The following is a 25,807-nucleotide window of genomic DNA, read 5'->3' on the forward strand; positions in this document are numbered from 1 at the left end:
CTGTCCAAAAACACCAAAGACTCCCTGCCCAAAAAGCAGGGAGACTCCACGTCCAAAAAGTCATTGGACTCCTAGCCCAAAAAGTTACTGGACTCCGTGTCCAAAAAGCCCATGGACATAACAGAGCTAGCCCAATCTCGAACTAGCTCCGCAGTGCACGCTGTCAGCGTGTTTATCAGGCTTTAGTTTTCAGCCTTGGTGAACTGGATGGCCTGGCCCTGGCTGCCCAGCGCGAAGGTGTTGCCCTCCACGGGGATAACGACTGGCTTGGCGGTGAGGATGGTGTTGAGCGCATCGGCATCGGCCATCTCTTCAGGGGAGCAAGCACGCATCGTGGAGGTCAGGTTCTCCACCACGATGGCATCGGCCTGATCAAGCTTGTAGCTGCCGCCACCGGAATTGCAGCCATCGTTGTAGGTCAGCGTTCCGTCGTCATTGAAGGTCACGGAAATCGCCGGGTTCTTCTTGGCAGTGAAGGTACCGTTGAGAACCTTCTGCGCCTCATCAGCGGGCAGCTTGTCCTGCAGGCCGTCGATGTCTTCATACTTCTCAATCAAGCCAGAGCCTTGCGGAGCTTCCGGCTTCGTGGAGGACGAGAAGGAGTCACCGAACAGGCGCGAGCTCAGCTCCTGAATCTGGCTGGACTTCACGGAGTCAGCGGAGGATGGTTCCTGCGCACCGGCAGTACCGGCACCCAGGACGCCGCCCGCGAGGGCGACGAACGCGGTTGCAGTGGTTACTTTCTTCAGTGTGCGTGAAATCATGACCCCGAAGCTATCGAGCACCAACGGCAACATCAACCCACTTCATGCGTTTCTGATGATACTGTGCGGTAACTCCAACGATTCCCAGCCCACGGACAAACCTCAAAGAAAAGACCCCTGAACTGGGTTTTTTAGTTGCGCTTAACGTAGCCCATCCGCGGACGGAAGCCCTGCGGATGTTTCATCTGCGCCACGGCGTCCCCGATGATCATGCGATGGCGCGCGCTGACAGACGTCGGCATCTGCGCCACCGAGAACCACTGCGCGGCAAGGTTCTCTTCGTCGGAGACGACCGGCTCCGCATCATCCGGAACGGAGACACGGATGGAGGTATCCATGTAGATGCACTTATCCCCATTGGGACAGACCACTGGGCCCACCTGACCGACGCCGAGGAGCGCTTCGATACGGCCGTCGAGACCCACCTCTTCCTTGAGCTCACGCAACGCGGTCGTCGTGACTTCCTCGCCAGGCTCACAAATACCGGAGATGGGAGCCCATGTGCCGTTGTCGGCTCGTTGGGCCAGCAGCACGGAAGGCAGCTCCCATATCGCAGAACCGGTAGGAACCGCCCGCACAATAACCGCGGTCACGCTGGGAAGGAAGAGCTGCTCGTGACCAATCTTCTCACGCAGGGACACAATAAAATCAGGAGTCGGCATGGGTTTAATCTTAGCGCCTAAACCCGCTCCAGAATCTCCGGCAGGAGTGCCTCGATGTCGGAGGCAGCGGTAAAGGACATCTCCGCCTCAGACCCATCGATGCAGCCCTGACTACGTGCCGCGGCTTCCGTCGTCCCTGACAGAACCCCGACGATCACGCCTTCAAAGGGGCTGCCCGGCGCGCCAAAGACCGGCGCCCCGGAATCACCATGCGTGGAACAGACTCGGGCACTCGCCGAGACGGTGTCCAACGTTCGGTCGCCAAACTGAAGTTTCCCGTGGCTTTCTCCATGCGTTAGCGGTCCGCACGTCTCTCCCGTGATGCGCCCCAGCTTGCACACCTCATCCGGAAGCTCCTCCTGCCCCGCAGCGACCACGCTGGTAGGCATGTCCTGCGGGACATAAAACTCCGCCTGCCGCGTGATCTCCACCAAAGCGAAGTCGAGCTGGTGTGTGTCAGGTGAGCTGAGATCGGAATAGATGATGGTGCCGACGGGCTCCGCTGGGTACACGAATTCCCTATCCTCAGCGCCCGCCCACACCGTATCCCCTGGCTCACCGCAATGGGAGGCGGTGACAGCGATGGTACGGGCGTCGTCAAGCACGAAGCTCCACGCCACCGTGCAGAGGTTGAAGTCAAAGGCTTCGCCGGGAACGGGCTGCATAGCAGAGATGTCGAGCGCCGCGCCCGGCGGCACCGGGGAGGCATCGGGCGTATGCGTCTGCGGCGGGGCCGGTGAAATCGTGGTGTACTCGGACGTGCTCGAGGCAGCTTCGGGAACGGAGTCAACCCCCATAGGCATTGAGCATCCAGCCACTGCCAGCGCAGTCGCGCTGAGCACCACCAGAAGGTAAGGCCTAGTCCTCCTGAGCGGATGCAGCCTCACCCGGGTCCGCCTTTTGATCCTTGTTTTCCTTCTCCATCTCAGCGACCTGCTTCATGTCACGGATGAACTTCTCCGGGTCAAACTCGGTGAAGTACTCCGGACCCGAGAATTGTTCCTGTGCCATTGGCTTAAACCTCCGTGCTCTTGATGTATTGCGTGATGTAATCCTTCACCGCCACCGCATCGTTGGGCAGATCGGTGACGTGGCGCTCGGCTTCCAGGATTCCGGCGAAACGCTCCGGCACCTCCGGCTCGCTGCCGATGGCTTCCGCGATGGTCTCCGCGAACTTCACCGGAAGCGCGGTTTCTAGGCACACGATGGGAGTGTCAACGCCGAACTCATCCTTAACTGCGCGGGCAACCTTGATGCCGTCGGCAGTGTGCGGATCCACCAGCACGCTGTAGCGCTCGTGGACATCCTTAATGATGGCAAGGCGGTCGGCGTGGGTCGAGGAACCAGACAGGAAGCCGTACTCGGCGCGGGCAGCGTCGAGCGCCTGCTTGTCGACGTTGAACCCGCCTTCCTTCACCTTCGTGCCAAACAGATCCTTGATTTGTGCGGCATCGCGGCCAAGCAGGTCAAAAGCGAAGCGCTCGAAGTTCGAGGCGCGGGAAATATCCATCGACGGCGAGGACGTTTTGTACGTCTGCTCCGAGGAACGCGGGCGGTAGCTGCCCGTGCGGAAGAACTCATCGAGCACGTCATTCTCATTGGTTGCGACGATGAGTTTGTCGATGGGCAGGCCCATCTGACGGGCGATGTGTCCGGCACAGATATCACCGAAGTTGCCGGTGGGCACGCTGAAGGAGACCTTCTCGGTGTTCTCCGTGGTGACCTTGAGGTAGCAGTTGATGTAGTAGACCACCTGCGCCATGAGGCGGGCCCAGTTAATGGAGTTGACCGCGCCGATGCGGTTTTCTGCCTTGAAGTTAGCGTCGGCCGATACCGCCTTGACCACATCCTGGCAATCATCAAACACGCCGTCGAGGGCGATATTGCAGATATTCGGGTCATCCAGGCCAAACATCTGGGCTTGCTGGAAGGGCGTCATGCGCCCGGCCGGGGTCAGCATGAAGACGCGGATGCCTTTGCGCCCGCGCATGGCGTACTCCGCCGAAGAACCGGTGTCGCCCGAGGTAGCGCCCAAGATGTTGAGGGTCTCGCCACGGCGGGCCAGCTCGTATTCGAAGAGCTCGCCCAACATTTGCATGGCCATGTCCTTGAAGGCGGCCGTCGGCCCTTCAGAGAGGTGGCCAATGTAGAGGCCCTCCCCCAGTTCGCTGACGGGGACGATTTCCTCATCGTCGAACTTCGGGGAGGTGTAGGCGCGCTGGGCAATCCCCTCAAGGTCCTCTGCAGGAATATCGTCCACGAAGAGCTTGAGCACCTCCGCGGCCAAGGCCGCGTAGCCGCCCTCAGCCAAGGTCTGGCGCCACTGGGTAAGGGTGGCGTCATCAATGCGGGGATAGGTTTCCGGCAGGTAAAGGCCACCATCAGGGGCCAAGCCTCCAAGGAGGATATCCGTAAAGGCGGCGGGCTGGCGGGCGGTATCGCGGGTCGAAATGTACTTCACCCCCTGCATCTTAGTTGGTGACGCGTAAAGTATCAGCCATGTCGGTTCCTCATCCACGCAATGTAATTACCACGAAGGCTCTCTCTGTGTGGGTGGCTGCGGTGTTGGTCTATATCGTGGCGATGACCGGCCGCACGTCATTTGGCGTGGCGGGCCTCGAAGCCATCGATCGCTTCGAGGTCGACGCCTCCCGCATTGCCGTGTTCACCGCGGTGCAATTGGGTATCTATTCGCTGGCGCAGATCCCTACCGGGATGCTCATCGATAAGTTCGGGCCGCGGCGCCTGCTCGTCATTGGTTCCGTCATCATGGGCGTGGGTCAGGTACTCCTTGGCTTCACCAGCAATTATTGGGTAGCCATCGCCGCCCGCCTGCTCATCGGCGCGGGCGATGCCACCGCCTTCCTGTCTGTGATGCGTATTCTCCCCTACTGGTTCCCGCTGCACCGCACCCCCATGTTCACTCAGGTCACCTCGTCGCTTGGGCAGCTGGGTCAGTTCTTGTCCGCCCTTCCTTTCGCCATGCTGCTGGGCTGGGGCGGGTGGACCATGGCCTTCGTTAGCTTGGGTGCGGTGGGCATCCTCATCGCCGTTGCGGCCGCGGTGGCGGTGGCTGATTCCCCAGAATCCCTCGGCATCGTGCCCAAGCCGAAAGAAAAACCTAACGCGAAGCCGGAAAGCACAGCAGCGCTGTTATCCACCGTTTTCCGTTCCCCCGTAGCCTGGCAGGCATTCTTTATTCACTGGATCGGCCTAGGGGCCACCAACGTGTTCGTCATGCTATGGGGCGTGCCGCTGATGACTGCAGGCATGGATTTTTCTAAGACTAGCGCCGGCTGGATCCTGACGTGGTTTAGCGTGTGCATGGTGCTCGTCGGCCCACTGCACGGCAAGCTTTCCTCCAGGGCCAGCGGTTTCCGCCCGTGGCTCGCCTTAGGGTTTGTGGCTACCCACTGCGCGGTGTGGGCCTTGTTCTTCCTCTTCGGTGGCAGCTATCTCTCGCTGTTCATCCTCATCAGCCTGGTAGCCCTGTGCACACCGGTGGCAAATTACGGTTTCGACATTGTCCGTGAAAACCTCGACCGCACTGTCGTCGCCACGGCGACGGGCCTGGCCAATATGGGAGGCTTCATCGCCACGGTCATCGGCGCCCAGCTCGTCGGCATGGTTCTCGATCACTTGGGCAATGGGCCTGACTACCCCTTCCATGACTTCCGGCTCGCCGCCTGGGCAGTCTTTGGCGTGTGGTGCATTGGCATCGTGGGTGTTCTCATCACGCACATCCTGCGCGGCCGCGGCGAGGACGGCGGCCCGCACGTCACCATCGTGCAGGTTGGTTAGTTCAGGGCTGGGCTAATGAAGGGCCGCGGCGCTTAACGCCGCCTCAAGGGGTACCGAATTGGCCACTTCGAAGACCCCGAGCCCACCGCCAATCGGAACGAGGACGGCAATGCTCACCCCCAGGGCGGTTCTGAGCAGCTCGCGTAGTTTTCGTTGTTTCTCCACCTCAACGCACCAACCTTTATCGATTCGTTATCTGTGCGTGTGAGCTTAAGATCCGCGGCTGCCAGGCAGATCCCCGTTGACTGCGTATCACCTGCCAGTCCCTGTGTATTCGCGCCGGCACCCCAGCCGGGCTAGTTCATCGGGCTATTCGGCCGGGGTCGATTCCACGAGAATCGGGCCATCCACCGGGGCGACGACCCCGGCGTCGAAGGCGGCGAGCACACCCTTCGCATCATCTTTCGTAATTGCACCCGCCTCCACGGCCTTCTTGAGATCAGTCTCGAGGATCTGGCGGGAGCGGTACCTGTCCGATGCCACCGACAAGAGGCCGCGAGGAACCGACTCCGACGGGATCCCCAGTGCCTCTGCCAGCGAAACAATGCGGTCGTTTTCAGCAGGGTCGAGCTGAACATCAACCGACTGATCCTGCGGGACGCCACCGTTGACCACCTGCTCCACGGTCAGCGCGCCCTCCGGCACCTGGTGCCGCTCTGTGGCCCACCAGCCTGCGCCGACGGCGGTGATGACTGCGATCACAACGAGGACCCACACGGCGATAAACTGCTTGGACTTCACGGCCACAACCTTAGACTTTTCTCACACCGCCGGCTTAATCCGCGCCAGGACCAAAGGTCCCAAAAGAGGTACCGCGCGGGGGATGCGGCGAATCCAGGCGCTCGGACAGCGCATCAATGATGGACCGGATTGTTGATTCCGCTACGGAGCGATCAAGGCTGCTGCGGCGTGGGGTCTCTGGCTTCGGCTCAGGAGGGACAACGCGGGGCTTGTCGACGTCCAACCGCATCACCGTCCCCTCCACGCTCAGCGCGGCGGCGGGATCGCACCCGGCGGCTCGGGCGGCGGACAAGAATGCATCGAGATCAGCCAGCGTGGCAGCATTGAGATCGAGAGAAAGATTAAGGCTCATGGTGTTCTCCTTTTCGGGCTCCTTAAAGGGCGCGGGGCAAGTGCCGCTCACTGCTGTCTAAGGCTAACGGCTTATCACCTGATTGAACAGGGGCGTGCGTTTAGTTCAGGGATAGCTCCGGGTTAACTCAGGGTGCGGGTCAGGGAGGATAAACACCTGCCCACGCTGTGCTCTACTAATCGTGCTCGAATGACTCAGTCTCACCCCAAAACACCTCGTCGACTACCTTCCGGGCGTGCCGGGTGACTTTGAGGTAGTGCTCTAGGAATTGTTGGTTGCGCTCGGGCGCCCAGCCGGCCGCACCAGCCACCTGCGCCAGTTGAGGGCCCGGTGCCGGAAGCTGGTCCACACGCTTGCCACGCACCAATACCAGGGCGTTGCGGGCATCGGTGGCCAACAGCCAGGCCTCTCGCAGCTCCTGCACTTGTTGGACTGGAATGACCTCGCTCTCCTCGAGGGCGTCGAGAACGCGCAGTGTGGAAGGATCATGGAGCGCCGGCACGTCGTGAGCATGCATCATCTGCAGCAGCTGGACGGTCCATTCGATATCGGTCAACCCGCCGCGCCCCAGCTTGGTATGGGTATTGCGGTCAGCGCCGCGCGGCAAACGCTCGTTATCAACGCGCGCTTTCATTCTGCGGATATCGCGGATGGTCTTCTCGCTTACGCCCTGCGGTGGATAGCGGAAGGCATCCACCATGGTGAGGAAACGTTGCCCGACGTCTTTGTCCCCCGCCACGAAAGCCGCGCGGAGTAGTGCCTGCATCTCCCAGGGTTCGCCCCACTGCGAGTAATAACGCTCATAGGACTCGATCGAGCGCACAACTGCTCCCGACCGACCCTCTGGGCGCAAGCCCAAATCGACGTCCAGGGGCGGATCCCCTGATGGTTTTGCCAAACGGCGGCGCAGTTTCTCGATAATGCCAATTGCCCACGGCAGGGCTTCCTCTTCGGCATTGTCTTCCGTTGGCTCGGCCACCACGATGACATCGGCGTCCGAGCCAAAGCCCAGCTCCATGCCGCCGAGCCGCCCCATTCCAATCACGGCGATGCGGGCTGGTGGTTCGGCGTCATCGTTCTCCAGCCTCCAGGCCCTGACTTCGGCGCGCAGCGCGGCTTCCAGCACTGCATTCCAGATGGTGGACAGCTCAAAGCACACCTGCTGGACCGGTAAGAATCCCAGCAGATCCGCGGCAGCGATCCGCGCCAGCTCCGCGCGGCGAAGGGCTCGGGCTACCGACACGGCTTTGTCAGGGTCCGCGTGACGCTTGGTGGAATTAATCAAGGCGGAGGAAACTTGCGCCGGTTTGGTTTCCAATAGCTTGGGCCCTGCCGCACCATCGGAGAGCTGCTTGACGACGTCCGGCGCGCGGATAATGAGCTCCGATGTAAATGGCGAGGTGCCCAAAATCTTCATGAGGCGCTGGCCGACGACGCCTTCGTCGCGAAGCATGCGCAGGAACCACGTTCGGTCGTAGGCCGCTTCCGACAGCTTGCGATAATTCAGCAGGCCCATGTCTGGATCGGCCGTGTTTGAGAGCCACTCCATCAACGTCGGCAGCAGGATGGCCTGGATACGGGCCTTGCGCGACTGCCCAGCCGCCAGGGAGGTGAGGTGCTCGAAGGCACGATCTGGGTGGCGATAGCCAAGTGCCGCCAGCTGCAAAAGCGCTGCTTCGCGCGACAATTTGAGCTCATCAGCAGACATCGACGCCACGGAATTCAACAGCGGGCGGTAGAACAAGCGCGAGTGCAGCTCAGAGATGAGTAGGCGAATCTTCCGTAGGTGGGCGTTCATCCGATCCGCTGCTGATTGATGCCCCTGTGGGTGAAATCCTGAATTGATGGCCAGCCACGTCAGCGCCGTGAGGTCATCTTTTTCCGGCAATGTGTGGGTACGGCGGAAGCGCTCCAACTGGAGGCGGTGCTCGAGCAAGCGAAGAAACTCATAAGCCTCGATGAGCTGGGTGCCGTCTTCGCGTCCGACATACCCGGCGCGCACGAGCGCTGCGAGGGCATCGACCGTCGCCAGCGTGCGCAGCGATTCATCTGAGCGGCCATGAACCAATTGCAACAGTTGGACGGCGAATTCCACGTCCCGCAAACCGCCTTCACCGAGTTTGAGTTCGCGAAGGCGCATATCTTCCGGGACGTTGTCCAGTACTCGACGGCGCATAGCCTGGACGTCTTCCACGAAGGATTCCCTCTGCGATGCAGTCCACACCATGGGCCCAATCTGGTCGAGATAGTCCGTGCCCAAGGGCAGGTAGCCGGTCTGCGGCCGCGCCTTTAGTTGGGCTTGGAATTCCCACGTTTCCGCCCACCGCTTGTAGTAGGCCACGTGCGAATCCAGTGTTCGGACCAGCGCACCAGATTTGCCTTCTGGGCGCAGGTTGGCGTCAACCTCAAAGAAGCACGCCGAGCCGATTCGATTGAATTCTGACGCGAGACGGGTGATCCGTGGCGTAGCCTCCGAGCCCACGAAGATCACGTCCACGTCGGAGATGTAGTTCAACTCGCCCGCACCGCACTTGCCCATCGCGATGACTGCCAGCTGCGCATCGAGTGGCTGATCCTCGTAGACCACTCGGACCGCACCCGCGAGCGCTGCCGTCAAGGAGGCGTCAGCGAGGGCCGTCGTCAGCCGCGTGATTTCACGGAAGCCCACCCGCGGCTGCGGCCGTGACTGTCCCTTGCGCGAATGGAAAGTCCCTGCGAGGTCATGAGCGGCGATGCGCATCATGAGCGTCCGGTAAGCCACCTTGAGCGATGCCTTGTGGTCGCCAAGAGCCGCCCGGTATGTACCGGGAGAGGTCAGATCGGGGCTCGCGGTATCAGGACGAGTGGGCGGCTCGGCGTACGTTGCCGGTTCCGCGCCTACCTCTTCCAACAAGGTGTGCAGCATTTCCGTGGGAGTCGGCAGCGGGCGCTGGAGCTCGCGCCAGGTCTCTGGGTGGGCGGCAAGGTGATCACCAAACGCAGAGGAGCCGCCCAACAGGGCCATCAACCGTACCCGGAAGGTTTCGTCCTCACGCATCGCCGGGCCAATCTCAGGCGCTGACTCGATGATCCTCATTAACGTATTGAGGGCCATATCGGGATCACCGGCTGCGGCCAGGGTCCACAGCAGCTCGAGAGACTCAGGATTATCCCACCCAAGGCGGGACAAGTCCTCCGCAGCAGTTGGCCGGGTAAGGCCAAGAGTTGCCGGGGACGGTACAGATGCTGGTCGCATGCTTCTCCTAGAAATTCAGGTTGTTGCGCAACTCGAATGCGGTGATCTGCTGCTGATACTCGTGCCACTCATCCCACTTGGCGCGCAGGAAGTACTCAAAGACGTGCTCTCCTAGGACTTCCGCCATAAACTCAGAGCGCTCGAATTCACGGAGTGCCTGGTCCAAGCTGCTTGGCAGATCCTTGTACCCCATCGCGCGGCGCTCACGACGGGTCAGCTGATGGACGTCATCCTCAGCGGGATCACCAAGCTCATAGCCTTCCCTGATTCCGCGCAGGCCAGCGGCAAGCAACACCGCGTAGCCCAGGTAGGGGTTCATCGCTGAATCTAGTGAACGGATTTCAACGCGGCGCGACATTTCTTTGGAAAGACGATAGGTAGGAACTCGAACCAAAGCCGAACGGTTGGAGATTCCCCACGTCACTGATCCCGGGGCTTCGCTGCCAAACATCAAGCGCTTGTAGGAGTTGGTCCACTGGTTGGTAATTGCGGTCATTTCCACAGCGTGCTCAAGGATGCCGGCGATAAACTGCCGCCCCGTACTGGAAAGTGAAATCTCATCGTCGGGGTCGTGGAAAGCGTTGGAATCTCCCTCGAAAAGGCTCAAGTGGGTATGCATGCCCGAGCCAGAGCGATGCTCAAATGGCTTCGGCATGAATGTGGCGTGCACTCCTTGCTGGGAGGCAACCTCTTTAATGAGGTAGCGGAAAGTCATGATGTTGTCTGCCATGGACAGCACGTCGGCATGGCGTAGATCGATTTCCTGCTGCCCAGGTGAGGTTTCATGGTGGCTGAATTCCGTGGCAATGCCCATGGATTCCAGCGCGTACATCGACCGGCGCCGGAAACTCGGGGCGTTATCGTGCGTGGCTTGGTCGAAGTAGCCTCCGTTATCGGTGGCAATCAGGGTATTGATATCGCGGGCGTCTTCCAAGAGATAAAACTCAATCTCAGGAGAAGCCTTGCACGTAAACCCTTCATTGGCAGCCTCAGTAACCTGACGGCGCAGAATGTGGCGTGGGTCCACCAGGGAAGGTTGCCCATCGGGCTGGGTAATGTCACAGAACATGCGCGCCGAAAGAAGCTCTGGTTCTTCCTTGTCAAAGGGCATGATTTGGAAGGTTGAAGGGTCGGGCATAGCGATGGTGTCTGCCTCTGAGATGCGGGAGAACCCTTCCACCGAGGAACCATCGAAGCCAACACCTTCCTCGAAGGCAGATTCCAACTCTGAAGGGCTCATTACCACCGATTTCAGCGCCCCCAAGATGTCAGTAAACCAAAGGCGAATGAAGCGGATATCGCGTTCTTCAACTGTACGAAGGACGAATTCGTGTTGGCTGTTCATGTTCTAAACCCTACCGCCGCGGGCCCAAGTAACGGCGGGAGTTGCATCTTTTGCCCCCGCCCCGCCAACTATTCCCCCAGTTGACAAGAGTATCTCGGGGGCAACTTTTTTCGATTCTTAGGCCAGATGTCAACTTCACGTGCTTGAATGGCCCCACAACCGAACAGATGTACCCATACAAACGGAACAGGAACAGCTATGAACAACCACCACGGAACCTTAAGCGCACGAGGACTCGAGCTCATTTGCCAAGCGGCCAGTCAAGGATGGTCACCTAAGGACTTACTCCACGTCCTAGGCAGCTTTTGCCACCCTCTTATTTATCGTGCCGCTGCTCATATTCCCGCGCAAATTAGTTCTACTGTGCTGCGCAAGGAATGGTTAAGCGTCTCCCCACCTAACTCGATGACTATGTCGACCGATGACCTCATACGGCTCATTGACGCTACTTCCGCTCTGCCCCCACTGCGTGACGTTGACGTGCTCGCAGCAGAGAAAACTAGTTCTCGGGCAAGCCAAGACAGCAAAGAGAATCGGATCCGCAACAAGATCACCCAGCTTCTGCGAAAGGCTGAATCCACTCCTTATGAAGAGGAAGCCAGTGCGCTCATTGCCAAAGCACAGAGCCTTCAACAACGGCACCGTCTCGATGAGGCACTGGCCGAATCCCCGGACACGGTGATGTCCACACGCATCCATATCAGTGCGCCCTATATCAACCACAAAACCACGCTTCTTAGCGTCATCGCAGATCGCAATGGATGCACCGTCCTCAAGCTTCACCCCAAGGGAATCATCACCGTCTTTGGCGCCGAGGCGGACATTGATCATGTCAGCGACCTGTTCGCTTCCCTCCTGCGGCAGTGCGAATGGCACATGACTCATGGGGAGGCTGCCGACAACGCGCGATTACTCGGCAATGTAGCGTCGTTTCGCCGAAGCTTCATTTTGGCCTACGCCACCCGCATTGGGGAGCTTTTGGAGGAAGCGAACGCCTCATTGGCGCCTCACGACGAGAAACAGACAGACTCGGCTGCGGGCAGCAACGCCAAAAGGAAAAACGACGTAGCCCTCGCTCAGCGATCTTTATCAGCGGTGGAAATACGCAGACATAAGGCAGAAGCTTTAGCTGATCACCTCTTCCCTGATTCGCGAACCATCTCCTTAGCAATGAGGAACCATGCAGGAATGTCCGCAGGTGCAACTGCCGCGGAGAATTCCCACTTGGGTGGTGATTCCTCGGGCCTGGGTGGGCGCCGCCAACTCACCGGTTAAGGACCAGCAAGGGTTGGCACATTTGCACTATTAGCCAGGTAACCTAGAAGGCAGTGCAGAGGTTTTATACCTCTTCTTTTATCATTTCGCTCCCCGACGAAGGTGTGTACATGTCTCCAAAGACGTTTCTTGAAATCGAAGCCAAGTTCGCCGTGGATGAAACCACCCCGGTACCAGATCTCGCCCGCCTCGATGAGGTAGCCCGAGTCGCAGAAACTCGCCACCACTCGTTGTCGGCGATTTACTACGACACTGAGGATCTCCGTCTTACTCACGCGAAGATCACGCTGCGACGCCGCACCGGTGGAAATGACGATGGCTGGCATATCAAAATTCCCGGCGCGGAAGGTCGTACCGAAATCCGAGCCGAACTCGGTGACCCCGTCGACGGCAAGTACGAAGTCCCTGCCGAGCTCCTCCACCAGGTTCGTTCGGTGATCCGTAACCACCCGCTTGAACCCATTGCACAAGTGGACAACAACCGCACCGAGTTGCTCCTCGTAAACGCGGACGAGCAGCCTGTCGCTGAGTTCTGCGATGACCATGTCACCGCATTCTCTTTCCTACCAGGTGGCTCTCAGAGCACGTGGCGCGAGTGGGAAGTAGAGCTCGCAGGAGAACTGCCCGGTACGAAGGAGGGCAGCGCGCTACTGCGGCATGCCACTTCCCTGTTGATCAGTTCTGGTGCGCGGGTTTCCTCCTCACCGTCCAAGCTGAAGTCAGCATTGGGGCAGTCCATCAACAATGTCGAGCTTCCCCCAGCACTCGCAACGTCTAACGTCGAGCCCGGATCCCCTGCGGCGGCAGTCGTGGAGGCACTGCGAGCTAATCGGGATAAGCTCGTCGAGTTTGATCCGCGGGTACGCCGTGATGAATGGGATTCCGTGCACCAAATGCGCGTTGCTACCCGCGAATTGCGCAGCCACCTTCAAACCTTCCACGGCATTGTCGTGGGCCCGGAGATCAAGCGCCTAGAGTCCGATCTCAAGGAGCTTGCGGCCATGCTTGGCGTTGCTCGTGACGCCGAGGTCGTGGAAGAGCGCTGGCAGAATCTCCTCGCCTCCGAGGACTCCGATGTGCTTGATGAAGCCACCCGCGAACACATCGCGCACGATATGGGCCGCGCTTACCGCCGCGCGCATCGTCGTGTCATCGCTGCTCTCGATTCTGACCAGTACCTGGCTCTGCTCGATGCGCTCGACGCATTCCTTTCCAACCCGCCAGTCGCCGCCGAGGATGCTTCGGTTGACGAAGACACCAGCGCCGGGGACAACGGTGCGGTGGAATCTGATTCCGCTGCCACAGCTTCCGCTGAACTATCTGAGCAGCAGGAGGCAGCGAAGGACTATGCGCCGAAGCACGCCAAACGTGATGAAGAAGAGTCCCACGATCTTGACACGGTGATGGCGCTGCACCTCAAGCAGGCCTATGACAAGCTGGTCAAGCGCCACAAGAAGGCTATCTCCAACTGGGATAACACCGAGCTGACGCTGCATGAGCGTGAAGAGTACTTCCACGATATGCGCAAGGCCGCAAAGAAACTGCGCTATGCAGCTGAGGCAGCTGGTTCAGCCACCACGCTAAAGACCAAGAACCTCTACAAGGCCTGCAAGCAGATGCAATCTGTCTTGGGAGACTTCCAGGATTCCGTGACATCTCGCGATAAGTTGCTCGAATTGGCAGAAACCGCACGCCGGCGTGGCGAGGATACCTTCGGCTATGGTCTGCTCTACCAGCGCGAGCGCGTCATCGGGTTGGAAGCACTCAACGCCTACTCGGACAGCTTTAAGGCCATCAAGTCCGCGTTTAAGCCACTGCGCAAGAAGCTGCGCTAGGCCGCCGGCTCATCCTGCGTGGCTGCGTAGTTGTGCAGTCACCACAACGGCCCACACCATCGCCTACTTGCGGTGGTGTGGGCCCGAGCTTTTCGTAGCCGCTTCATGGCCGGCCATGAGGCGTTTAGTTATCGTCTTCGGCGGCATCCTCAGCATCAGCCGCGGCGGTGCGGGCTTGCGCGATTTCAATAGCGCGCTCGGCTTCCTCGCGGGAATTGTAGGGGCCCATGCGGTTCTCCCAGCCGGACACCTTTCCCTGGGATACCTCGCCGGTAGACGGGTCGTAGAACCACTTGTTGTCAGCCTCAGCCATAGTTTTCTCCGTTCTGTCGGGCAAGTAATCAGTGCACCCCACACTACAGACCGCCCGCGGGCCTTGCCCGTTAGAATAGATTGGTCACCTACTCCTGCCTTTTCTTTTAGGCAGGCTTTCGCCACCAGCAAAGGAGAACCTTCCCGATGCCCCTGTGGACTGCCCCTTCGACCCCGGCCGTCGACCGCGTTCGCGCCGCACACCGCGAGAACGTGGGCGCTGATGCAGCTCATGTTGCTAGCGCCCCTGCCACCTGGGCACTCATCGGCGAGCACATCGATCACTACGGCGGCATCGCCATCATGGGCCTGGCCAACATCCGCGCGGCAGCAGCTGTCAGCCCCCGCAGCGACGGACTGGTCAAGGTTCGCCTAGAGCACACCAACGGCGAAACCATCGAAGACCAAATTTCCCTCGAGCAGGTCTCTTCCCTCGCCGCGGAGCAACAGCCCAGCGTCGATTCCGAAGGCCAGCCCATCGAACCCCCTGCACCCGAAGGGGCCATCGCCGCGCGCCTCGGCGGCATCATCTACACCATGATCAACCGCCAGCTCCTTACCCGCGAGACCGCCGGCGCCGATATCACCGTGGTCAACGACATCCCCGATTCAACTGGACTCGGCGCCGCCGCAGCCATCGACATTGCCACAGCGCTGGCGTTGCTCGGCAACGCGGATGATCTGCACGATGCCCCGCTGCGTGCCCGTATCGCGGAGGTGTGTTCCCAAGCAGTTGGCACCTTCGCCCGATTCCCTGCGCTGCGCGCCCGCCACTCCGCCGCCCTGCGCGGCGCTGGTGAGTCCATCACCATCATCGACTACGCCGACGGCTCCGTCACCCAGGCACCGCACATGGTCAACAAAGACATCGCAGCCTTCGCGCTGGCCGTGCCAAGTGACGCCGATTCCCTAGAAGCCGTCGCAGAAATTCGCACCCGCGAGCGTTTCATCGACGCCGCCTGCCGCGCCTTCGGCACGCCTTCGCTGCGCCTGTTGCCGGATGCACCCCAACGCGTCCTCGAGTGGCTCGCCGCTGTCCACAAGGTGCACGGCACCGAGAATCAGCCGACCATCGCGCAAGCCACCGCGTGGCTGACCTTCTACTCAGAGGAAACCGAGCGCGCCGAAGGAGTTGCCCGCGCTTTGCGCTCGCGCCGCGGCACCGAGCTTTTCCCGCTCCTCACACAGTCGCAGTCAGCCTTGTCCACCGTGTATGAATTCAGCTCCGCGGAGAAACTCGCGCAGCTGGCCACCGCGCGCGGCGCCGCAGCGGCACGCTCCGCCCACGCGGGCACGTCCTCCGCGGTCATCGCCTACGTGCCGAGCACCAAGGCCACAAACTTTGCGGCCGACTTGGCCGAGGACGGCCTGCTTGTCGTCCCGCTTACTGCCGGAAGCCCAGCAATCACCGAGGACTAGTCCGCCGGCCACGCGAAGAGCACATCGCGCTCCTCAACGTCGGCCTTGACCAAGGACACCATCGTCTCCTTGCCGGTCTCCGGGTGCCCCACGGCCTGCCCCATCACCGGCGGGTCCAAGACGAAGAGGCGCGCCTTCTCGCGCTGTTCCCCGCCATCGACCACCACGGCTTCGAAGTTAGTGCCTACCCACGGCGCCAAGACCGTCGCCTCCGTAAGGTTCAAACAGGCCTTATCCACCTGGGAGGCCAGCTGCGATGTCGAGCGCATCGTGGAAATGACATCCCCGGCGCGCTCACGCACCCACTGCGGAACCTCGTAGCCGCCGCTGAGCGCCAAGCAGACCTCCGTGGCGAAGCGGTCAACTAGACGCCGCAGCGGGGCCGTCACGTGCGCATAGTAGCCGCCGATTCCCGCGTGCACGTCCGCCTGGCCATCCTCCAGCCACACGTAGTCAGCACCACGAAGTAAACGCTGGGCCTCGCGCATCACCGCCATCCCGCGCGGTGAATCCGCATCCACGGAATGCAGGAATTCAGAGATGCTGCGCTCCCCCAGGTCAAACCCCAGCGCCTCCGCCTCAGAGCGGAAGGTGGCCTCAGCCTCCGGGGTGGCCGCCGATAGGGTGCGCAGGAAACCAACTCCATGTGATTCCATCAGCCGCCCCGCGCACATCCCGGTGAGCAAGGAAATCTCCGAGTTATAGTCCATCACCTCATGACGCGGCTCCATGACCAGCTCGTAGTGGCCTTTCTCCCCATCGCTGCTTTCGGATACGCGCTGCGAGGGAATGCGCAAGTTGATCGCCTCGCGGCGCAGCGAGGAAGCCTGGCGCAGCTTTCCCACCTCCGGCAGCAAGGCGATGGAGGAATGCAGCGTGCCCTTCTCCAAGTCGGCGTGCACTTGGTCGTAGTCCAGCCGCGCGTGGCTGCGCACGAGCGCGCGCTCCACAGAGAAGTCCTCCACCTCACCCGCGGAGTCAAGGTCAAAGGTCCAGAGGACGGCGGGGCGGTCGACGTCGGCAAGCAGCGAAGCCCTATCTTCGGAGAGCTCTGCCGGGTGCAGCCGCGCCGGCTCATCGGGCAGGTAAATGGTCTGGCCGCGCTTGAGGGATTCCTGCTCCAGCGCGGAGCCCGGTTCGATGAACGCGGCGACATCCGCGATGGCATAGAGCACGCGGTAGCCGCCATCGCGCGCCTCGATGAAGACGGCCTGGTCCAAGTCCATGGAGCCGGCCGGGTCGATGGTCACCAGCGGGATGTCGCGGGCATCGCGGCGCTGTTCGGCATAGCGGTCCTGCGCGGAGGCGGCCTGTGCGGTGACGTCCTCCGGGAAGTCTGTCGGAACGGAAAATTCCTCGGCGATGGGCCGAAAGTCCAAGGGCGCGGCATACAGTTTCATGCTGCCCCATTGTTCCAAAAAATAAAAGCGTGGGTGCGAATGAGCCAACCTATAAGCCGGATTCTGTGCCGCGCGCGTGGCGCGGTGGCAAACATCCATCCAGGCCAACCGTTGCCAGTTGGCTCAAGCAGCTACCTTCAGGCTTCGGCGAGCAACCTACTAACGCCTGATCGGGCCCGCAAGCGTGGCGGGCCGTGATGCCTTGCTCCCAGTGGGGTTTACCCAGCCACCGCCATCGCTGACGGTGCTGGTGCGCTCTTACCGCACCCTTTCACCCTTACCGCTTCCCTTTCGCCGCGCCGAAACGCAGTGGAGGCACGCGGCGGTCTACTTTCTGTTGCACTTTCCCGCGGGTCACCCCGGGTTGCTGTTAGCAACCACCGTGCTCTGTGGAGTCCGGACTTTCCTCGGCCCGCGCCTAGCTCCATAATGGGGCCGGTTCGACGGAACGCGTTTGCCCGGTCGGCTCATTCGCGCCTGTTAGTTTATCGCAGCGCGCCCAGATGCCCCACATCGTTGAAACGGTGCAGGGTGCTACCGCCGTCGAAGAACTCGACCTCACTCAAGGAAGCCAGCTCAAGGAAGAGGTGGTTGGGCGTTTGCGGTCCGGAATCGAGTGCTTGGCGCACGAAGGACTTGATGGGGTTGACGTGGGAGACCACGAGGACAGTCTGCTCTGCATAGCGCTGCTGCAGCTCGCGGCGCGCAGCACTGACGCGGCGGTGCACTGCGCGCAGGGACTCGCCACCCGGGCAGGCCACGGACGTATCCTTCAGCCAACGCGCGTGGAGCTCGGGGTCGGCGGCATCGGCTTCGGCGAAGGTCTTGCCTTCCCAGCGCCCGAAGTCCACCTCGATGAGGTCCTCGACGGTTTCCACGCGCAGCTCACGGCCCTTAACCACGGCGGCAGCCGTCTGCTGACAGCGGCGCAGCGGCGAGCACACCACGGCATCGATGTGGGTATCGGCCAGGGCTTGGGCAGCGGCGAGCGCTTGCTTCTTGCCCAGCTCGGTCAGCTCGGGGTTTGCACGCCCGGAGTACTGCTTGGCGGCGGACATCGCCGTCTGCCCGTGGCGCAGCAGGATGAAGCGGGTGGACTGTCCGGTCTCGGAGCGCCAGTCGGCCGCGGTTGAAGACGCCGTGCTTGGCGACGTCTCCCCTGCCTCCCCGCCGGGTTCTTCACTGCCCGCAGCATCGACAGCGGCGCCGGTTTCAACGGCGTCGCCGGCACCCATATCGAGGATGCCCACGGGCTCGCCCTTCGCGGCGGCGTCCATCGCCACGTTGGAGAGCTCATCGGCCACCGAGTTCTTGGCGCGCGGAACCCACTCGAGGCTGAAGCGCGGAATCTGGTTGAGCAGGCGGCGCGCCTCGATGGCGAGCTTCTGCATATCCGGGTGCTTGATCTTCCAGCGCCCGTTCATCTGCTCCACCACGAGCTTGGAGTCCATATAGAACTCCACCTCATCCGCGCCCAGCTCCACCGCGGCCTCCAAACCGCGCAGCAACCCGTGGTATTCGGCCACGTTATTCGTGGACTTCTGGCCCACGACGTAAGCGATTTCCCTGAGCAGCTGCGAGCGGTCCTCGTTATAGACCGCAGTTCCGGAGCCGGCGATCCCGGGATTGCCGCGGGAGCCGCCGTCAGCAAAGATGACTAGCTTCATGAGGCCGGGCGCACCAGGTAGGAGCCGCAGTCGCTGCACTGCGGAACCTCGTCGGCAGCAGCGTTGCGCACCGCGTTCTGCTCGGCCGGCGGCAGCACGATGAAGCAACCACCGCAACCACGCCCGGTGAAGGCCGCAGCGCCCACGCCGTTTTCTTCGCGCACGGTCTCGTACTCCTCCAGGACATCCGCGGGCAGCTGCTCGCGCAGCTCGCCGATGCGCACCTGCGGATCCGGGCGGTTCGCCGCGGCCTCTTGGGCGGCCTCGGCCGCGCGCTTGAGTACTTCGAGTTTACGCTCGGAATCGGAGACCTTCGCGCCGTGAACATCAAGGTTGGCGCGCAGTGCGTGGATTTCGTTATGGGCTTCCTGTAGCTCGCTCATAAGATCCGCGATGCGGGACTTTGCAGCGTAGAGATCGTGCTCCAGGTCCTTGCGGGTCTCTGGGTCGGTCGCAGCACCAAGCTGCGCCTTGTCATCGCGCTCGCGCTGACGCAGCTTGCGCTCGTCAGCCTGAATGCGCAAGATCTCCAGTTCCATGTCGTCGACGGCGAGCTGGGCGGAGCCGGAGGCGTCGACAAGCCGGGCGTGTGCGGCCTGGGCCTTCTCGTACTCCTCTTGCTCCGGGATGGTGGTTGCCCCACCTAGCGCCTGGGAGCGCTCGAGGGTGGCCAGCTCCAGCAAGATGCTCTGCAGGTCCTGTGGCAGTTTCATTTAGTTCTCCTTATGCGCAGAAATCGTCCATGGGTCGGTGCGGACATCGATGATCTCGGTGTTCACGCGCAATGCGTCCTCCACAATATCGCGCGCTTGGGCAGTCCAGGGAAACTCGCTGGCCCAGTGAGCGGTATCCACCACGGCCGGGCCCTCCGGCTCCGCCAGGTGCGCGGCGCGCAGGTGCTCATCCACTGGGTGGTGGCGCAAATCGGAGGTGACGTAGACGTCCACGCCGAGAGCCGCCGCGTGGTCCAGGAAGGAATCCCCCGAGCCACTGGAGACGGCAACTTTCTTCACCATGCGCTCCGGATCGCCGGCCGCGCGCACTCCCCATTCGGTTTCCGGAAGGGCATCGGCCACGCGCTGGGTGAATTCGCGCAGAGTCACCGGCTGCTCAAGCTCGCCCACGCGCCCTAGCCCTAAGGCCTCGTCGAGGTTCTCATAGGGCTCCACCGGGACGATGGGGCGGCCGGGCGTGATACCGACGAGCTCAGCCAGCTTGTCGTTGACACCCGGGCGGGCCTTATCCGCGTTGGTGTGCGCGGCCAACAGGGCCACGCCATTGCGTATCAGAGTGTGGATGACCTTGCCCTTCGGCGTATCCGCCGCCACCGAGGTCACCCCGCGAAGCAGCAGCGGGTGATGCACCACGAGCATCTGCGCGCCGAGCTCCACGGCTTTGTCTGCCACTTCCTGGGTGCAGTCCAGAGCGAAGGCCACGGTGCTCACCTCGTCTGTGGGGTCGCCGCACACCAGGCCAACGGCATCCCAGGACTCGGCCAGCTGCGGCGGATAGGCCTCGTGGATTACGCGGCGGATCTCGCCAACGGTCGTTCGTTCTGCCATCTCGTATGCTCCTTGTTGGCTTGAGGTTTCACGTCAGTCGCGTCGCTGCTATATCCTAGCTTTCGTTCGCCAGCGCACCCCTCTAGCTTAAGGAGCCTTTGCATGACGCCTCCGGAGAACGACAACCAGCTCCACATCGTCTTCGTGTGCACGGGCAACATTTGCCGCTCACCCATGGCGGAAATCATTACACGCGACGCCATGGAGACCGACATGCTCGATCTCCTCGCGCGAGTTTCTTCCTGCGGCCTCGGCGGCTGGCACGTGGGCCAGGGCGCGGACGAGCGCGCCGTGGCTGAGCTGCGCCGCGGCGGCCACGATGGCGCCGGCCACCAGGCCGCCCAGCTGGGTCCGGACCATATGGACGCGGACCTCTTCGTGGCCATGGACACCGGCCACCGCGATGCCCTCATCGAGCGCGGCATCCCGGAAGACAAGGTGCGCCTCATGCGCAGCTTCGATCCGAACTCACCGGAGGATGCCAGCGTGGAGGATCCTTTCTACGGCACGGAGGAGGACTTCGCCCGCACCCGCAGTGAGATCGATGCTTCCGTTCCGGGGCTGCTCGACTGGATTAAAGAAAACCACGGCTAGATAATTCTGCGCGGCTACTAGACTGGTCATCATGCTTAAGACATTCCTCAAGCCTGGGTGGGTGCTCTCTCTCATCTTCATCGTCGCGTTTTCCTATTTGTCTTTCACGGTGCTCGCTCCGTGGCAGCTGAATAAGGACGCGCAGATTGTGGAGCGCAACCACCTCATTGAGGAGGCCTACGACGCCGACCCCCAGCCGGTCACCGAAGTCTTTTCTGCTGATGGCTCCCTGCACAAGGAGTGGGAACGCGCGGAGCTAACCGGCCACTACCTCTCAGAAGATGAGGTGCTCCTGCGCCTGCGCCCGGTGGAATCCGCCCCGGGATTCCAATCGCTGGTCCCCTTTGAAACCGAGTCTGGTGAGACCTTCCTGGTCAATCGCGGCTGGATGCCCACGGATGAGGGCAACTCCGTCCCCCACATCGACCCGGCCCCGCAGGGCGAGGTCACCATCGTGGCCATGGCGCGCTACGACGAGCGCAAGCACACCTCCGCACCCATTGAGGAACAGGGTTATACGCAGGTCTACTCCATCAATACGGAGCAGATTGCAGAGCTTGTCGACGTCCCCCTAGCCCACGACTACCTCCAACTCTCCCCCGAGCAGCCAGGTGAGCTGCATGCGCTGCCGGTTCCAAAGCTGGACCGCGGCAACCACTTGTCCTATGGCTACCAGTGGATTGCCTTCGGTGTGATGGCACCGCTGGGGTTTGCCTACTTCGTGTGGTCTGAGATTCGGGAGCGCCGCCGCGCCCGCGATGAGGATGCCCTGATTGCTGAGGCCACTGCGGCCGCCACCGGTGCCGGCTCCCCCGATGCGGCCGCGGACGTCGAAAGCTCCGAGCACAAGGAGCCTTCCGGCGAGCACTCTGATGCTACGACGTCTGCGGCTGCCACGCAGCCTTCGCGCCGCTCCCGCTCGCGCTATGGCTCCGCCAAGCCGGACTTCTACGAGAAGATCCGCGAGCGCGGTCAGGAGCGCTACTAGCCTTCCTAGTTCCACGGGCCCACTGGGGCGTCGTGGGATTGCCGTGGATATGCGACAGACCCCCTTTTCGATTCCTCGAAAAGGGGGTCTGAAATGGTGCGGCCTGAGGGGATCGAACCCCCGACCTACTGGGTGTAAACCAGTTGCTCTTCCAGCTGAGCTAAAGCCGCAGTGCACTGTGTGCTCGCACAAGATTAGCCTATGGGCACCCGCAGCAACAAATCAGGGTGCAACTAGTCGCTGCGAATGCCGCGTGAGCAGGCATAACCTGCGATACTCCTTAAGGCTTCTTGGTGTAGCCGCGGGCCACAAGGCAGGAGCCCTGCCACTCACCGAGGCGCTCAGCCTTGGTCTGCACCAGACCAGCCAGCTGTGCGGATTCGGAGATCTCACCGGGCTCGAGGTTGCCCGGCTTTCCAGCACCTGGGGTCAGCAGCCAGATACGGCCCGAATCACCCAGGGGACGGGTGGCATCGACCAGCCCATCGACCAAATCGCCGTCCTCCGCGCGCCACCACAGCAACACGAGGTCACACAGCTCGTCGGTCTCCTCATCGAGGAAGTCCTCCCCCAACACGTCCTCAATGGACTCAGAAATCGTGGAGTCACAGTCCTCGTCCCAGCCAAGCTCCAGAGCAATCTGCCCCTCTTCGATGCCGAGCTTGGCTGCAAATCCCGTCACTCGCTGAGTTCCTTCCGATGAAGTAGTTGATGTCATGCAGAGTATTTTAACGTCTACGGTGCACTTTTTCGCGACGAACCTCCCCCCATCTTCCCCAGTGGTGGACATTTTCCCCCATGAAACCACCCCTGGGGGCCTCCAAATGCCCCGCCGTGAAAGCGGCGCGTATCCTAGGAACAGATCTTTGTACTACGAACCAGGAGGATTTAATGGCCGACTTGGACGCCCACAACGGCGACTCCAACTTCCCCATCGTTCGCGATGGCGTGGCAGCATACCTGCACGACTCCGACCCGGAGGAAACCCGCGAGTGGATGGACTCCCTCGACGGTCTTCTGGACTCTTCCGATCCGGAGCGCGCCCGCTACCTCATGCTGCGTCTTCTTGAGCGCGCTACCGCCAAGCGCGTGCCGTTGCCGTCCCTGACGTCCTCGGATTTTGTCAACACCATCCCGACCTCCCTCGAGCCGGAGTTCCCGGGCGATGAGGAATTGGAGAAGCGCTACCGCCGCTGGATCCGCTGGAACGCGGCCATCATGGTGCACCGCGCACAGCGCCCGGGCATTGGCGTCGGTGGACACATTTCCACGTACGCAGGTGCTGCCCCGCTCTACGAAGTGGGCTTGAACCACTTCTTCAAGGGCAAGGATGATCCCTCCGGCGGTGACCAGGTCTTCTTCCAGGGCCACGCTTCACCGGGCGTCTACGCACGTGCTTTCATGGAAGGCCGCCTCACTGAGGAAGACCTCGATGGTTTCCGCCAGGAGCACTCGCGCGGCGAAGGCAAGGGCCTGCCGTCCTACCCGCACCCGCGCCTGATGCCGGACTTCTGGGAATTCCCCACCGTGTCCATGGGCCTTGGCCCCATTAACGCCATCTACCAGGCACGCTTCAACAAGTATCTGGAGAAGCGCGGCATTAAGGACACCTCCAAGCAGCACGTCTGGGCCTTCCTGGGTGACGGCGAGATGGATGAGCCGGAGTCCCGCGGTCTGCTGCAAATGGCGTCCCTCTACGAACTGGACAACCTGACCTTCGTGGTCAACTGCAACCTGCAGCGTCTCGACGGCCCGGTGCGCGGCAATACCCAGATCATTCAGGAGCTGGAGTCCTTCTTCCGCGGTGCCGGCTGGTCCGTCATCAAGATTGTCTGGGGCCGCGGCTGGGACAAGCTGCTTGAAGCCGATAAGGACGGCGCCCTGGTCAACATCATGAACACCACCTCTGATGGTGACTACCAGACCTTCAAGGCTAACGACGGCGCCTACGTCCGCGAGCACTTCTTCGGCCGCGATGAGCGCACGCTCAAGCTGGTTGAGGATATGTCCGATGATGAGATTTGGGCACTGCGCCGAGGCGGCCACGACTACCGCAAGATCTACGCCGCATACGACAAGGCGCTGAGCTACGCGGGCACCGGCCGCCCGACGGTCATCCTGGCCCACACCATTAAGGGCTACGGCTTGGGCCACAACTTCGAGGGCCGCAATGCGACCCACCAGATGAAGAAGCTGACGCTGGAGGATCTGAAGCTCTTCCGCGATAAGCAGGGAATCCCGATCAGCGACGAGCAGCTCGAAGCCGATCCGTACCTGCCGCCGTACTACCACCCGGGCAAGGACGCCCCGGAAATCAAGTACATGCTGGAGCGCCGCAACGAGTTGGGTGGCTTCTTGCCGGAGCGCCGTGAGAACTTCGAAACTCTCACCACCCCGGATCTGTCCAAGCTGCGCTCGGTGCGCAAGGGCTCCGGCAAGCAGGACGTGGCCACGACCATGGCTCTGGTGCGTACCTTCAAGGAGCTCATGCGCGATAAGGAGCTGGGCAAGCGCGTCGTTCCGATCATTCCGGATGAGGCCCGCACCTTCGGCATGGACTCCTGGTTCCCGACTCTCAAGATTTGGAACCCGCGCGGCCAAAACTATGTCCCGGTGGATCATGACCTCATGCTCTCCTACCGCGAGGCTGCCGACGGCCAGATTCTGCACGAGGGCATTTCTGAGGCAGGCGCAGCCGCATCCTTCACCGCAGCTGCTACTTCCTACGCCACCCAGGGCGAGGCGATGATTCCGCTGTACATCTTCTACTCGATGTTCGGCTTCCAGCGCACCGGCGATGCCTTCTGGGCCGCCGGCGACCAGCTGGGCCGCGGCTTCATCATCGGCGCTACCGCCGGCCGCACCACCCTGACCGGCGAGGGCCTGCAGCACATGGACGGCCACTCGCCGATCCTGGCATCGACCAACCCGGCCGTGGAGGTCTACGACCCAGCCTTCGGCTACGAGATTGCACACCTGGTTCCGCGCGGTATCGAGCGCATGTACGGCGAGGACAACGAGCCGATCATGTACTACATCACCGTGTACAACGAGCCGGTCAAGCAGCCTGCCGAGCCGGAGAACCTCGACGTCGAGGGCCTGCACAAGGGCATCTACCACTACAACACCGCTGAGTCCGGCTCCATCCCGGCCAACATCCTGGCCTCTGGTGTGGGCATGTACGAGGCCCTGCGCGCACAGGAAATCCTGGCTGAAAGCTACGACGTCAAGGCGTCGCTGTTCTCCGTCACCTCGTGGGTCAAGCTGGCGCGCGACGGCGCTGCCCGCAACAAGGAAGCTCTGCGCAAGGGCGTTGAGCCCACCGAGGCATTCGCCACCTCCCAGCTCAAGGGCTTCGAGGGACCGTTCGTTGGTGTCTCCGACTTCGCCACGGACCTGCAGGAGCAGATCCGCCCCTACGTCCCGGGTGACTACATCGTCCTGGGTGCAGACGGCTTCGGCTTCTCTGATACCCGCGAGGGTGCCCGACGCTACTTCAACACCGACGCCGAGTCCATCGTCGTCGCAGTCCTCGAGGGCTTGGCTCGCGAGGGCAAGGTGGAGCGCAGCACCGTGGAGAAGGCAGCTCGCGAGCTCAAGCTCGACGACCCGACGTCCACCCTCTCCACGTCCTCCGATGAGGACTAAGGCTTAGGACTTAAAAGCCTCAAGCTTTCCAGCCCCTTCTGCCTGAGCAGGAGGGGCTTTCTCATGTTCAACTCATGTTCAAGCCGAGGGGCAACTGCCCTTGTTGCCAAAGATCGGGCCAGATCTTGAATCAGAGGCTATAACTTTGGCAGAACGGGCAGTTCGACCACCACAGGAGGCCCAGCCAACGCCAATAGAAGGCTCAAC

At 61.6% G+C, this 25,807-nt stretch carries 22 protein-coding genes, 1 tRNA gene and 1 other RNA gene; 7 read left to right on the forward strand and 17 right to left on the reverse strand.

Annotated elements, in window-relative coordinates; all coding sequences use genetic code 11:
- Positions 1-182 precede the first annotated feature (182 nt).
- The 5 genes from M5J06_RS11455 to thrC all read right to left on the reverse strand — a co-directional run bounded on the left by M5J06_RS11455 (position 183) and on the right by thrC (position 3,887).
- Positions 183-764, reverse strand: coding sequence for an META domain-containing protein (locus M5J06_RS11455; RefSeq protein WP_250224705.1), 582 nt, complete (start codon positions 762-764; stop codon positions 183-185).
- A 131-nt stretch (positions 765-895) separates the two neighbouring features.
- Positions 896-1,426 (reverse strand): NUDIX hydrolase, encoded by a 531-nt coding sequence (locus M5J06_RS11460; protein ID WP_070623311.1) that lies wholly within the window; start codon positions 1,424-1,426, stop codon positions 896-898.
- Between the two features lie 17 nt (positions 1,427-1,443).
- Positions 1,444-2,223: a trypsin-like serine protease gene (locus M5J06_RS11465; protein WP_230310854.1), complete on the reverse strand. Its 780-nt coding sequence runs from the start codon at positions 2,221-2,223 to the stop codon at positions 1,444-1,446.
- Positions 2,224-2,284: 61 nt separating this feature from the next.
- The gene (locus tag M5J06_RS11470) at positions 2,285-2,437 is read right to left on the reverse strand and encodes a hypothetical protein (RefSeq protein ID WP_168165060.1); all 153 of its coding nucleotides are present in this window, start codon (positions 2,435-2,437) and stop codon (positions 2,285-2,287) included.
- Positions 2,438-2,441: 4 nt separating this feature from the next.
- Positions 2,442-3,887 (reverse strand): threonine synthase, encoded by a 1,446-nt coding sequence (gene thrC, locus M5J06_RS11475; RefSeq protein ID WP_250224706.1) that lies wholly within the window; start codon positions 3,885-3,887, stop codon positions 2,442-2,444.
- A 38-nt stretch (positions 3,888-3,925) separates the two neighbouring features.
- On the opposite strand from thrC, the gene M5J06_RS11480 reads away from it, so the two are divergent.
- On the forward strand, positions 3,926-5,227 hold the full coding sequence (locus M5J06_RS11480) for an MFS transporter (protein WP_250224707.1): 1,302 nt from the start codon (positions 3,926-3,928) through the stop codon (positions 5,225-5,227).
- 309 nt (positions 5,228-5,536) lie between these two features.
- On the opposite strand, the gene M5J06_RS11485 is transcribed toward M5J06_RS11480, so the two are convergent.
- The 4 genes from M5J06_RS11485 to M5J06_RS11500 all read right to left on the reverse strand — a co-directional run bounded on the left by M5J06_RS11485 (position 5,537) and on the right by M5J06_RS11500 (position 10,900).
- Entirely contained in the window at positions 5,537-5,968 is a 432-nt protein-coding gene (locus M5J06_RS11485; protein WP_227485674.1) for a hypothetical protein, read from the reverse strand.
- Between the two features lie 34 nt (positions 5,969-6,002).
- Positions 6,003-6,320: a Cgl2226 family protein gene (locus tag M5J06_RS11490; protein ID WP_070519746.1), complete on the reverse strand. Its 318-nt coding sequence runs from the start codon at positions 6,318-6,320 to the stop codon at positions 6,003-6,005.
- A 175-nt stretch (positions 6,321-6,495) separates the two neighbouring features.
- Positions 6,496-9,555, reverse strand: a complete 3,060-nt coding sequence (locus M5J06_RS11495; protein WP_250224708.1) for a bifunctional [glutamine synthetase] adenylyltransferase/[glutamine synthetase]-adenylyl-L-tyrosine phosphorylase — start codon at positions 9,553-9,555, stop codon at positions 6,496-6,498.
- 7 nt (positions 9,556-9,562) lie between these two features.
- The gene (locus tag M5J06_RS11500) at positions 9,563-10,900 is read right to left on the reverse strand and encodes a glutamine synthetase family protein (protein WP_070519741.1); all 1,338 of its coding nucleotides are present in this window, start codon (positions 10,898-10,900) and stop codon (positions 9,563-9,565) included.
- A 411-nt stretch (positions 10,901-11,311) separates the two neighbouring features.
- Here M5J06_RS11500 and M5J06_RS11505 point away from each other — a divergent pair, with 411 nt between their 5' ends.
- The gene (locus M5J06_RS11505; protein WP_230310853.1) at positions 11,312-12,175 is read left to right on the forward strand and encodes a DUF2786 domain-containing protein; all 864 of its coding nucleotides are present in this window, start codon (positions 11,312-11,314) and stop codon (positions 12,173-12,175) included.
- Between the two features lie 110 nt (positions 12,176-12,285).
- Positions 12,286-14,010, forward strand: coding sequence for a CYTH and CHAD domain-containing protein (locus tag M5J06_RS11510; protein WP_070623325.1), 1,725 nt, complete (start codon positions 12,286-12,288; stop codon positions 14,008-14,010).
- A 124-nt stretch (positions 14,011-14,134) separates the two neighbouring features.
- Here the strand turns inward: M5J06_RS11510 and M5J06_RS11515 are convergent, their stop codons facing one another.
- Entirely contained in the window at positions 14,135-14,323 is a 189-nt protein-coding gene (locus M5J06_RS11515) for a hypothetical protein (protein WP_070519735.1), read from the reverse strand.
- Positions 14,324-14,469: 146 nt separating this feature from the next.
- On the opposite strand from M5J06_RS11515, the gene M5J06_RS11520 reads away from it, so the two are divergent.
- Positions 14,470-15,741, forward strand: coding sequence for a galactokinase family protein (locus M5J06_RS11520; RefSeq protein ID WP_250224709.1), 1,272 nt, complete (start codon positions 14,470-14,472; stop codon positions 15,739-15,741).
- Here the strand turns inward: M5J06_RS11520 and M5J06_RS11525 are convergent.
- The 5 genes from M5J06_RS11525 to M5J06_RS11545 all read right to left on the reverse strand — a co-directional run bounded on the left by M5J06_RS11525 (position 15,738) and on the right by M5J06_RS11545 (position 20,370).
- Positions 15,738-17,141 (reverse strand): RNB domain-containing ribonuclease, encoded by a 1,404-nt coding sequence (locus tag M5J06_RS11525; RefSeq protein ID WP_250224710.1) that lies wholly within the window; start codon positions 17,139-17,141, stop codon positions 15,738-15,740. The genes M5J06_RS11520 and M5J06_RS11525 overlap by 4 nt on opposite strands.
- A gap of 36 nt (positions 17,142-17,177) precedes the next feature.
- An RNA gene (gene rnpB, locus M5J06_RS11530) (RNase P RNA component class A) lies at positions 17,178-17,611 on the reverse strand.
- 15 nt (positions 17,612-17,626) lie between these two features.
- Positions 17,627-18,808, reverse strand: coding sequence for a bifunctional RNase H/acid phosphatase (locus M5J06_RS11535; RefSeq protein WP_250224711.1), 1,182 nt, complete (start codon positions 18,806-18,808; stop codon positions 17,627-17,629).
- Positions 18,805-19,521, reverse strand: a complete 717-nt coding sequence (locus tag M5J06_RS11540; protein ID WP_070519727.1) for a zinc ribbon domain-containing protein — start codon at positions 19,519-19,521, stop codon at positions 18,805-18,807. Before M5J06_RS11540 ends, M5J06_RS11535 begins: the two co-directional genes overlap by 4 nt.
- On the reverse strand, positions 19,522-20,370 hold the full coding sequence (locus M5J06_RS11545; RefSeq protein WP_070519725.1) for a Nif3-like dinuclear metal center hexameric protein: 849 nt from the start codon (positions 20,368-20,370) through the stop codon (positions 19,522-19,524).
- A gap of 102 nt (positions 20,371-20,472) precedes the next feature.
- Between M5J06_RS11545 and M5J06_RS11550 the strand changes: the two genes are divergently transcribed.
- Positions 20,473-20,964, forward strand: coding sequence for a low molecular weight protein-tyrosine-phosphatase (locus tag M5J06_RS11550; protein WP_070519723.1), 492 nt, complete (start codon positions 20,473-20,475; stop codon positions 20,962-20,964).
- Between the two features lie 31 nt (positions 20,965-20,995).
- Positions 20,996-21,952, forward strand: coding sequence for an SURF1 family cytochrome oxidase biogenesis protein (locus tag M5J06_RS11555; protein WP_250224712.1), 957 nt, complete (start codon positions 20,996-20,998; stop codon positions 21,950-21,952).
- 94 nt (positions 21,953-22,046) lie between these two features.
- On the opposite strand, the gene M5J06_RS11560 is transcribed toward M5J06_RS11555, so the two are convergent.
- A tRNA-Val gene (locus M5J06_RS11560) sits at positions 22,047-22,122 on the reverse strand.
- Positions 22,123-22,232: 110 nt separating this feature from the next.
- Complete coding sequence (locus M5J06_RS11565; RefSeq protein WP_070517365.1) at positions 22,233-22,670, reverse strand: DUF3052 domain-containing protein; 438 nt, start codon at positions 22,668-22,670, stop codon at positions 22,233-22,235.
- A gap of 173 nt (positions 22,671-22,843) precedes the next feature.
- Here M5J06_RS11565 and aceE point away from each other — a divergent pair, with 173 nt between their 5' ends.
- Positions 22,844-25,600: a pyruvate dehydrogenase (acetyl-transferring), homodimeric type gene (gene aceE / locus M5J06_RS11570; RefSeq protein WP_070532701.1), complete on the forward strand. Its 2,757-nt coding sequence runs from the start codon at positions 22,844-22,846 to the stop codon at positions 25,598-25,600.
- Positions 25,601-25,807 lie beyond the last annotated feature (207 nt).

The organism is Corynebacterium intestinale (assembly GCF_023574125.1).
GTDB lineage: Bacteria > Actinomycetota > Actinomycetes > Mycobacteriales > Mycobacteriaceae > Corynebacterium > Corynebacterium hesseae.

Bases quoted from the DNA above. Each gene is read 5' to 3' on its own strand.
- M5J06_RS11490 (WP_070519746.1), bottom strand. From the start codon at position 6,320: ATGAGCCTTAATCTTTCTCTCGATCTCAATGCTGCCACGCTGGCTGAT.
- M5J06_RS11555 (WP_250224712.1), top strand. From the start codon at position 20,996: ATGCTTAAGACATTCCTCAAGCCTGGGTGGGTGCTCTCTCTCATCTTC.
- M5J06_RS11465 (WP_230310854.1), bottom strand. From the start codon at position 2,223: ATGGGGGTTGACTCCGTTCCCGAAGCTGCCTCGAGCACGTCCGAGTAC.
- M5J06_RS11460 (WP_070623311.1), bottom strand. From the start codon at position 1,426: ATGCCGACTCCTGATTTTATTGTGTCCCTGCGTGAGAAGATTGGTCAC.
- M5J06_RS11520 (WP_250224709.1), top strand. From the start codon at position 14,470: ATGCCCCTGTGGACTGCCCCTTCGACCCCGGCCGTCGACCGCGTTCGC.
- M5J06_RS11510 (WP_070623325.1), top strand. From the start codon at position 12,286: ATGTCTCCAAAGACGTTTCTTGAAATCGAAGCCAAGTTCGCCGTGGAT.
- aceE (WP_070532701.1), top strand. From the start codon at position 22,844: ATGGCCGACTTGGACGCCCACAACGGCGACTCCAACTTCCCCATCGTT.
- M5J06_RS11455 (WP_250224705.1), bottom strand. From the start codon at position 764: ATGATTTCACGCACACTGAAGAAAGTAACCACTGCAACCGCGTTCGTC.
- M5J06_RS11480 (WP_250224707.1), top strand. From the start codon at position 3,926: ATGTCGGTTCCTCATCCACGCAATGTAATTACCACGAAGGCTCTCTCT.
- M5J06_RS11545 (WP_070519725.1), bottom strand. From the start codon at position 20,370: ATGGCAGAACGAACGACCGTTGGCGAGATCCGCCGCGTAATCCACGAG.
- M5J06_RS11565 (WP_070517365.1), bottom strand. From the start codon at position 22,670: ATGACATCAACTACTTCATCGGAAGGAACTCAGCGAGTGACGGGATTT.
- M5J06_RS11525 (WP_250224710.1), bottom strand. From the start codon at position 17,141: ATGAAACTGTATGCCGCGCCCTTGGACTTTCGGCCCATCGCCGAGGAA.
- M5J06_RS11535 (WP_250224711.1), bottom strand. From the start codon at position 18,808: ATGAAGCTAGTCATCTTTGCTGACGGCGGCTCCCGCGGCAATCCCGGG.
- M5J06_RS11505 (WP_230310853.1), top strand. From the start codon at position 11,312: ATGTCGACCGATGACCTCATACGGCTCATTGACGCTACTTCCGCTCTG.
- M5J06_RS11495 (WP_250224708.1), bottom strand. From the start codon at position 9,555: ATGCGACCAGCATCTGTACCGTCCCCGGCAACTCTTGGCCTTACCCGG.
- M5J06_RS11500 (WP_070519741.1), bottom strand. From the start codon at position 10,900: ATGAACAGCCAACACGAATTCGTCCTTCGTACAGTTGAAGAACGCGAT.
- M5J06_RS11515 (WP_070519735.1), bottom strand. From the start codon at position 14,323: ATGGCTGAGGCTGACAACAAGTGGTTCTACGACCCGTCTACCGGCGAG.
- M5J06_RS11470 (WP_168165060.1), bottom strand. From the start codon at position 2,437: ATGGCACAGGAACAATTCTCGGGTCCGGAGTACTTCACCGAGTTTGAC.
- M5J06_RS11540 (WP_070519727.1), bottom strand. From the start codon at position 19,521: ATGAAACTGCCACAGGACCTGCAGAGCATCTTGCTGGAGCTGGCCACC.
- M5J06_RS11550 (WP_070519723.1), top strand. From the start codon at position 20,473: ATGACGCCTCCGGAGAACGACAACCAGCTCCACATCGTCTTCGTGTGC.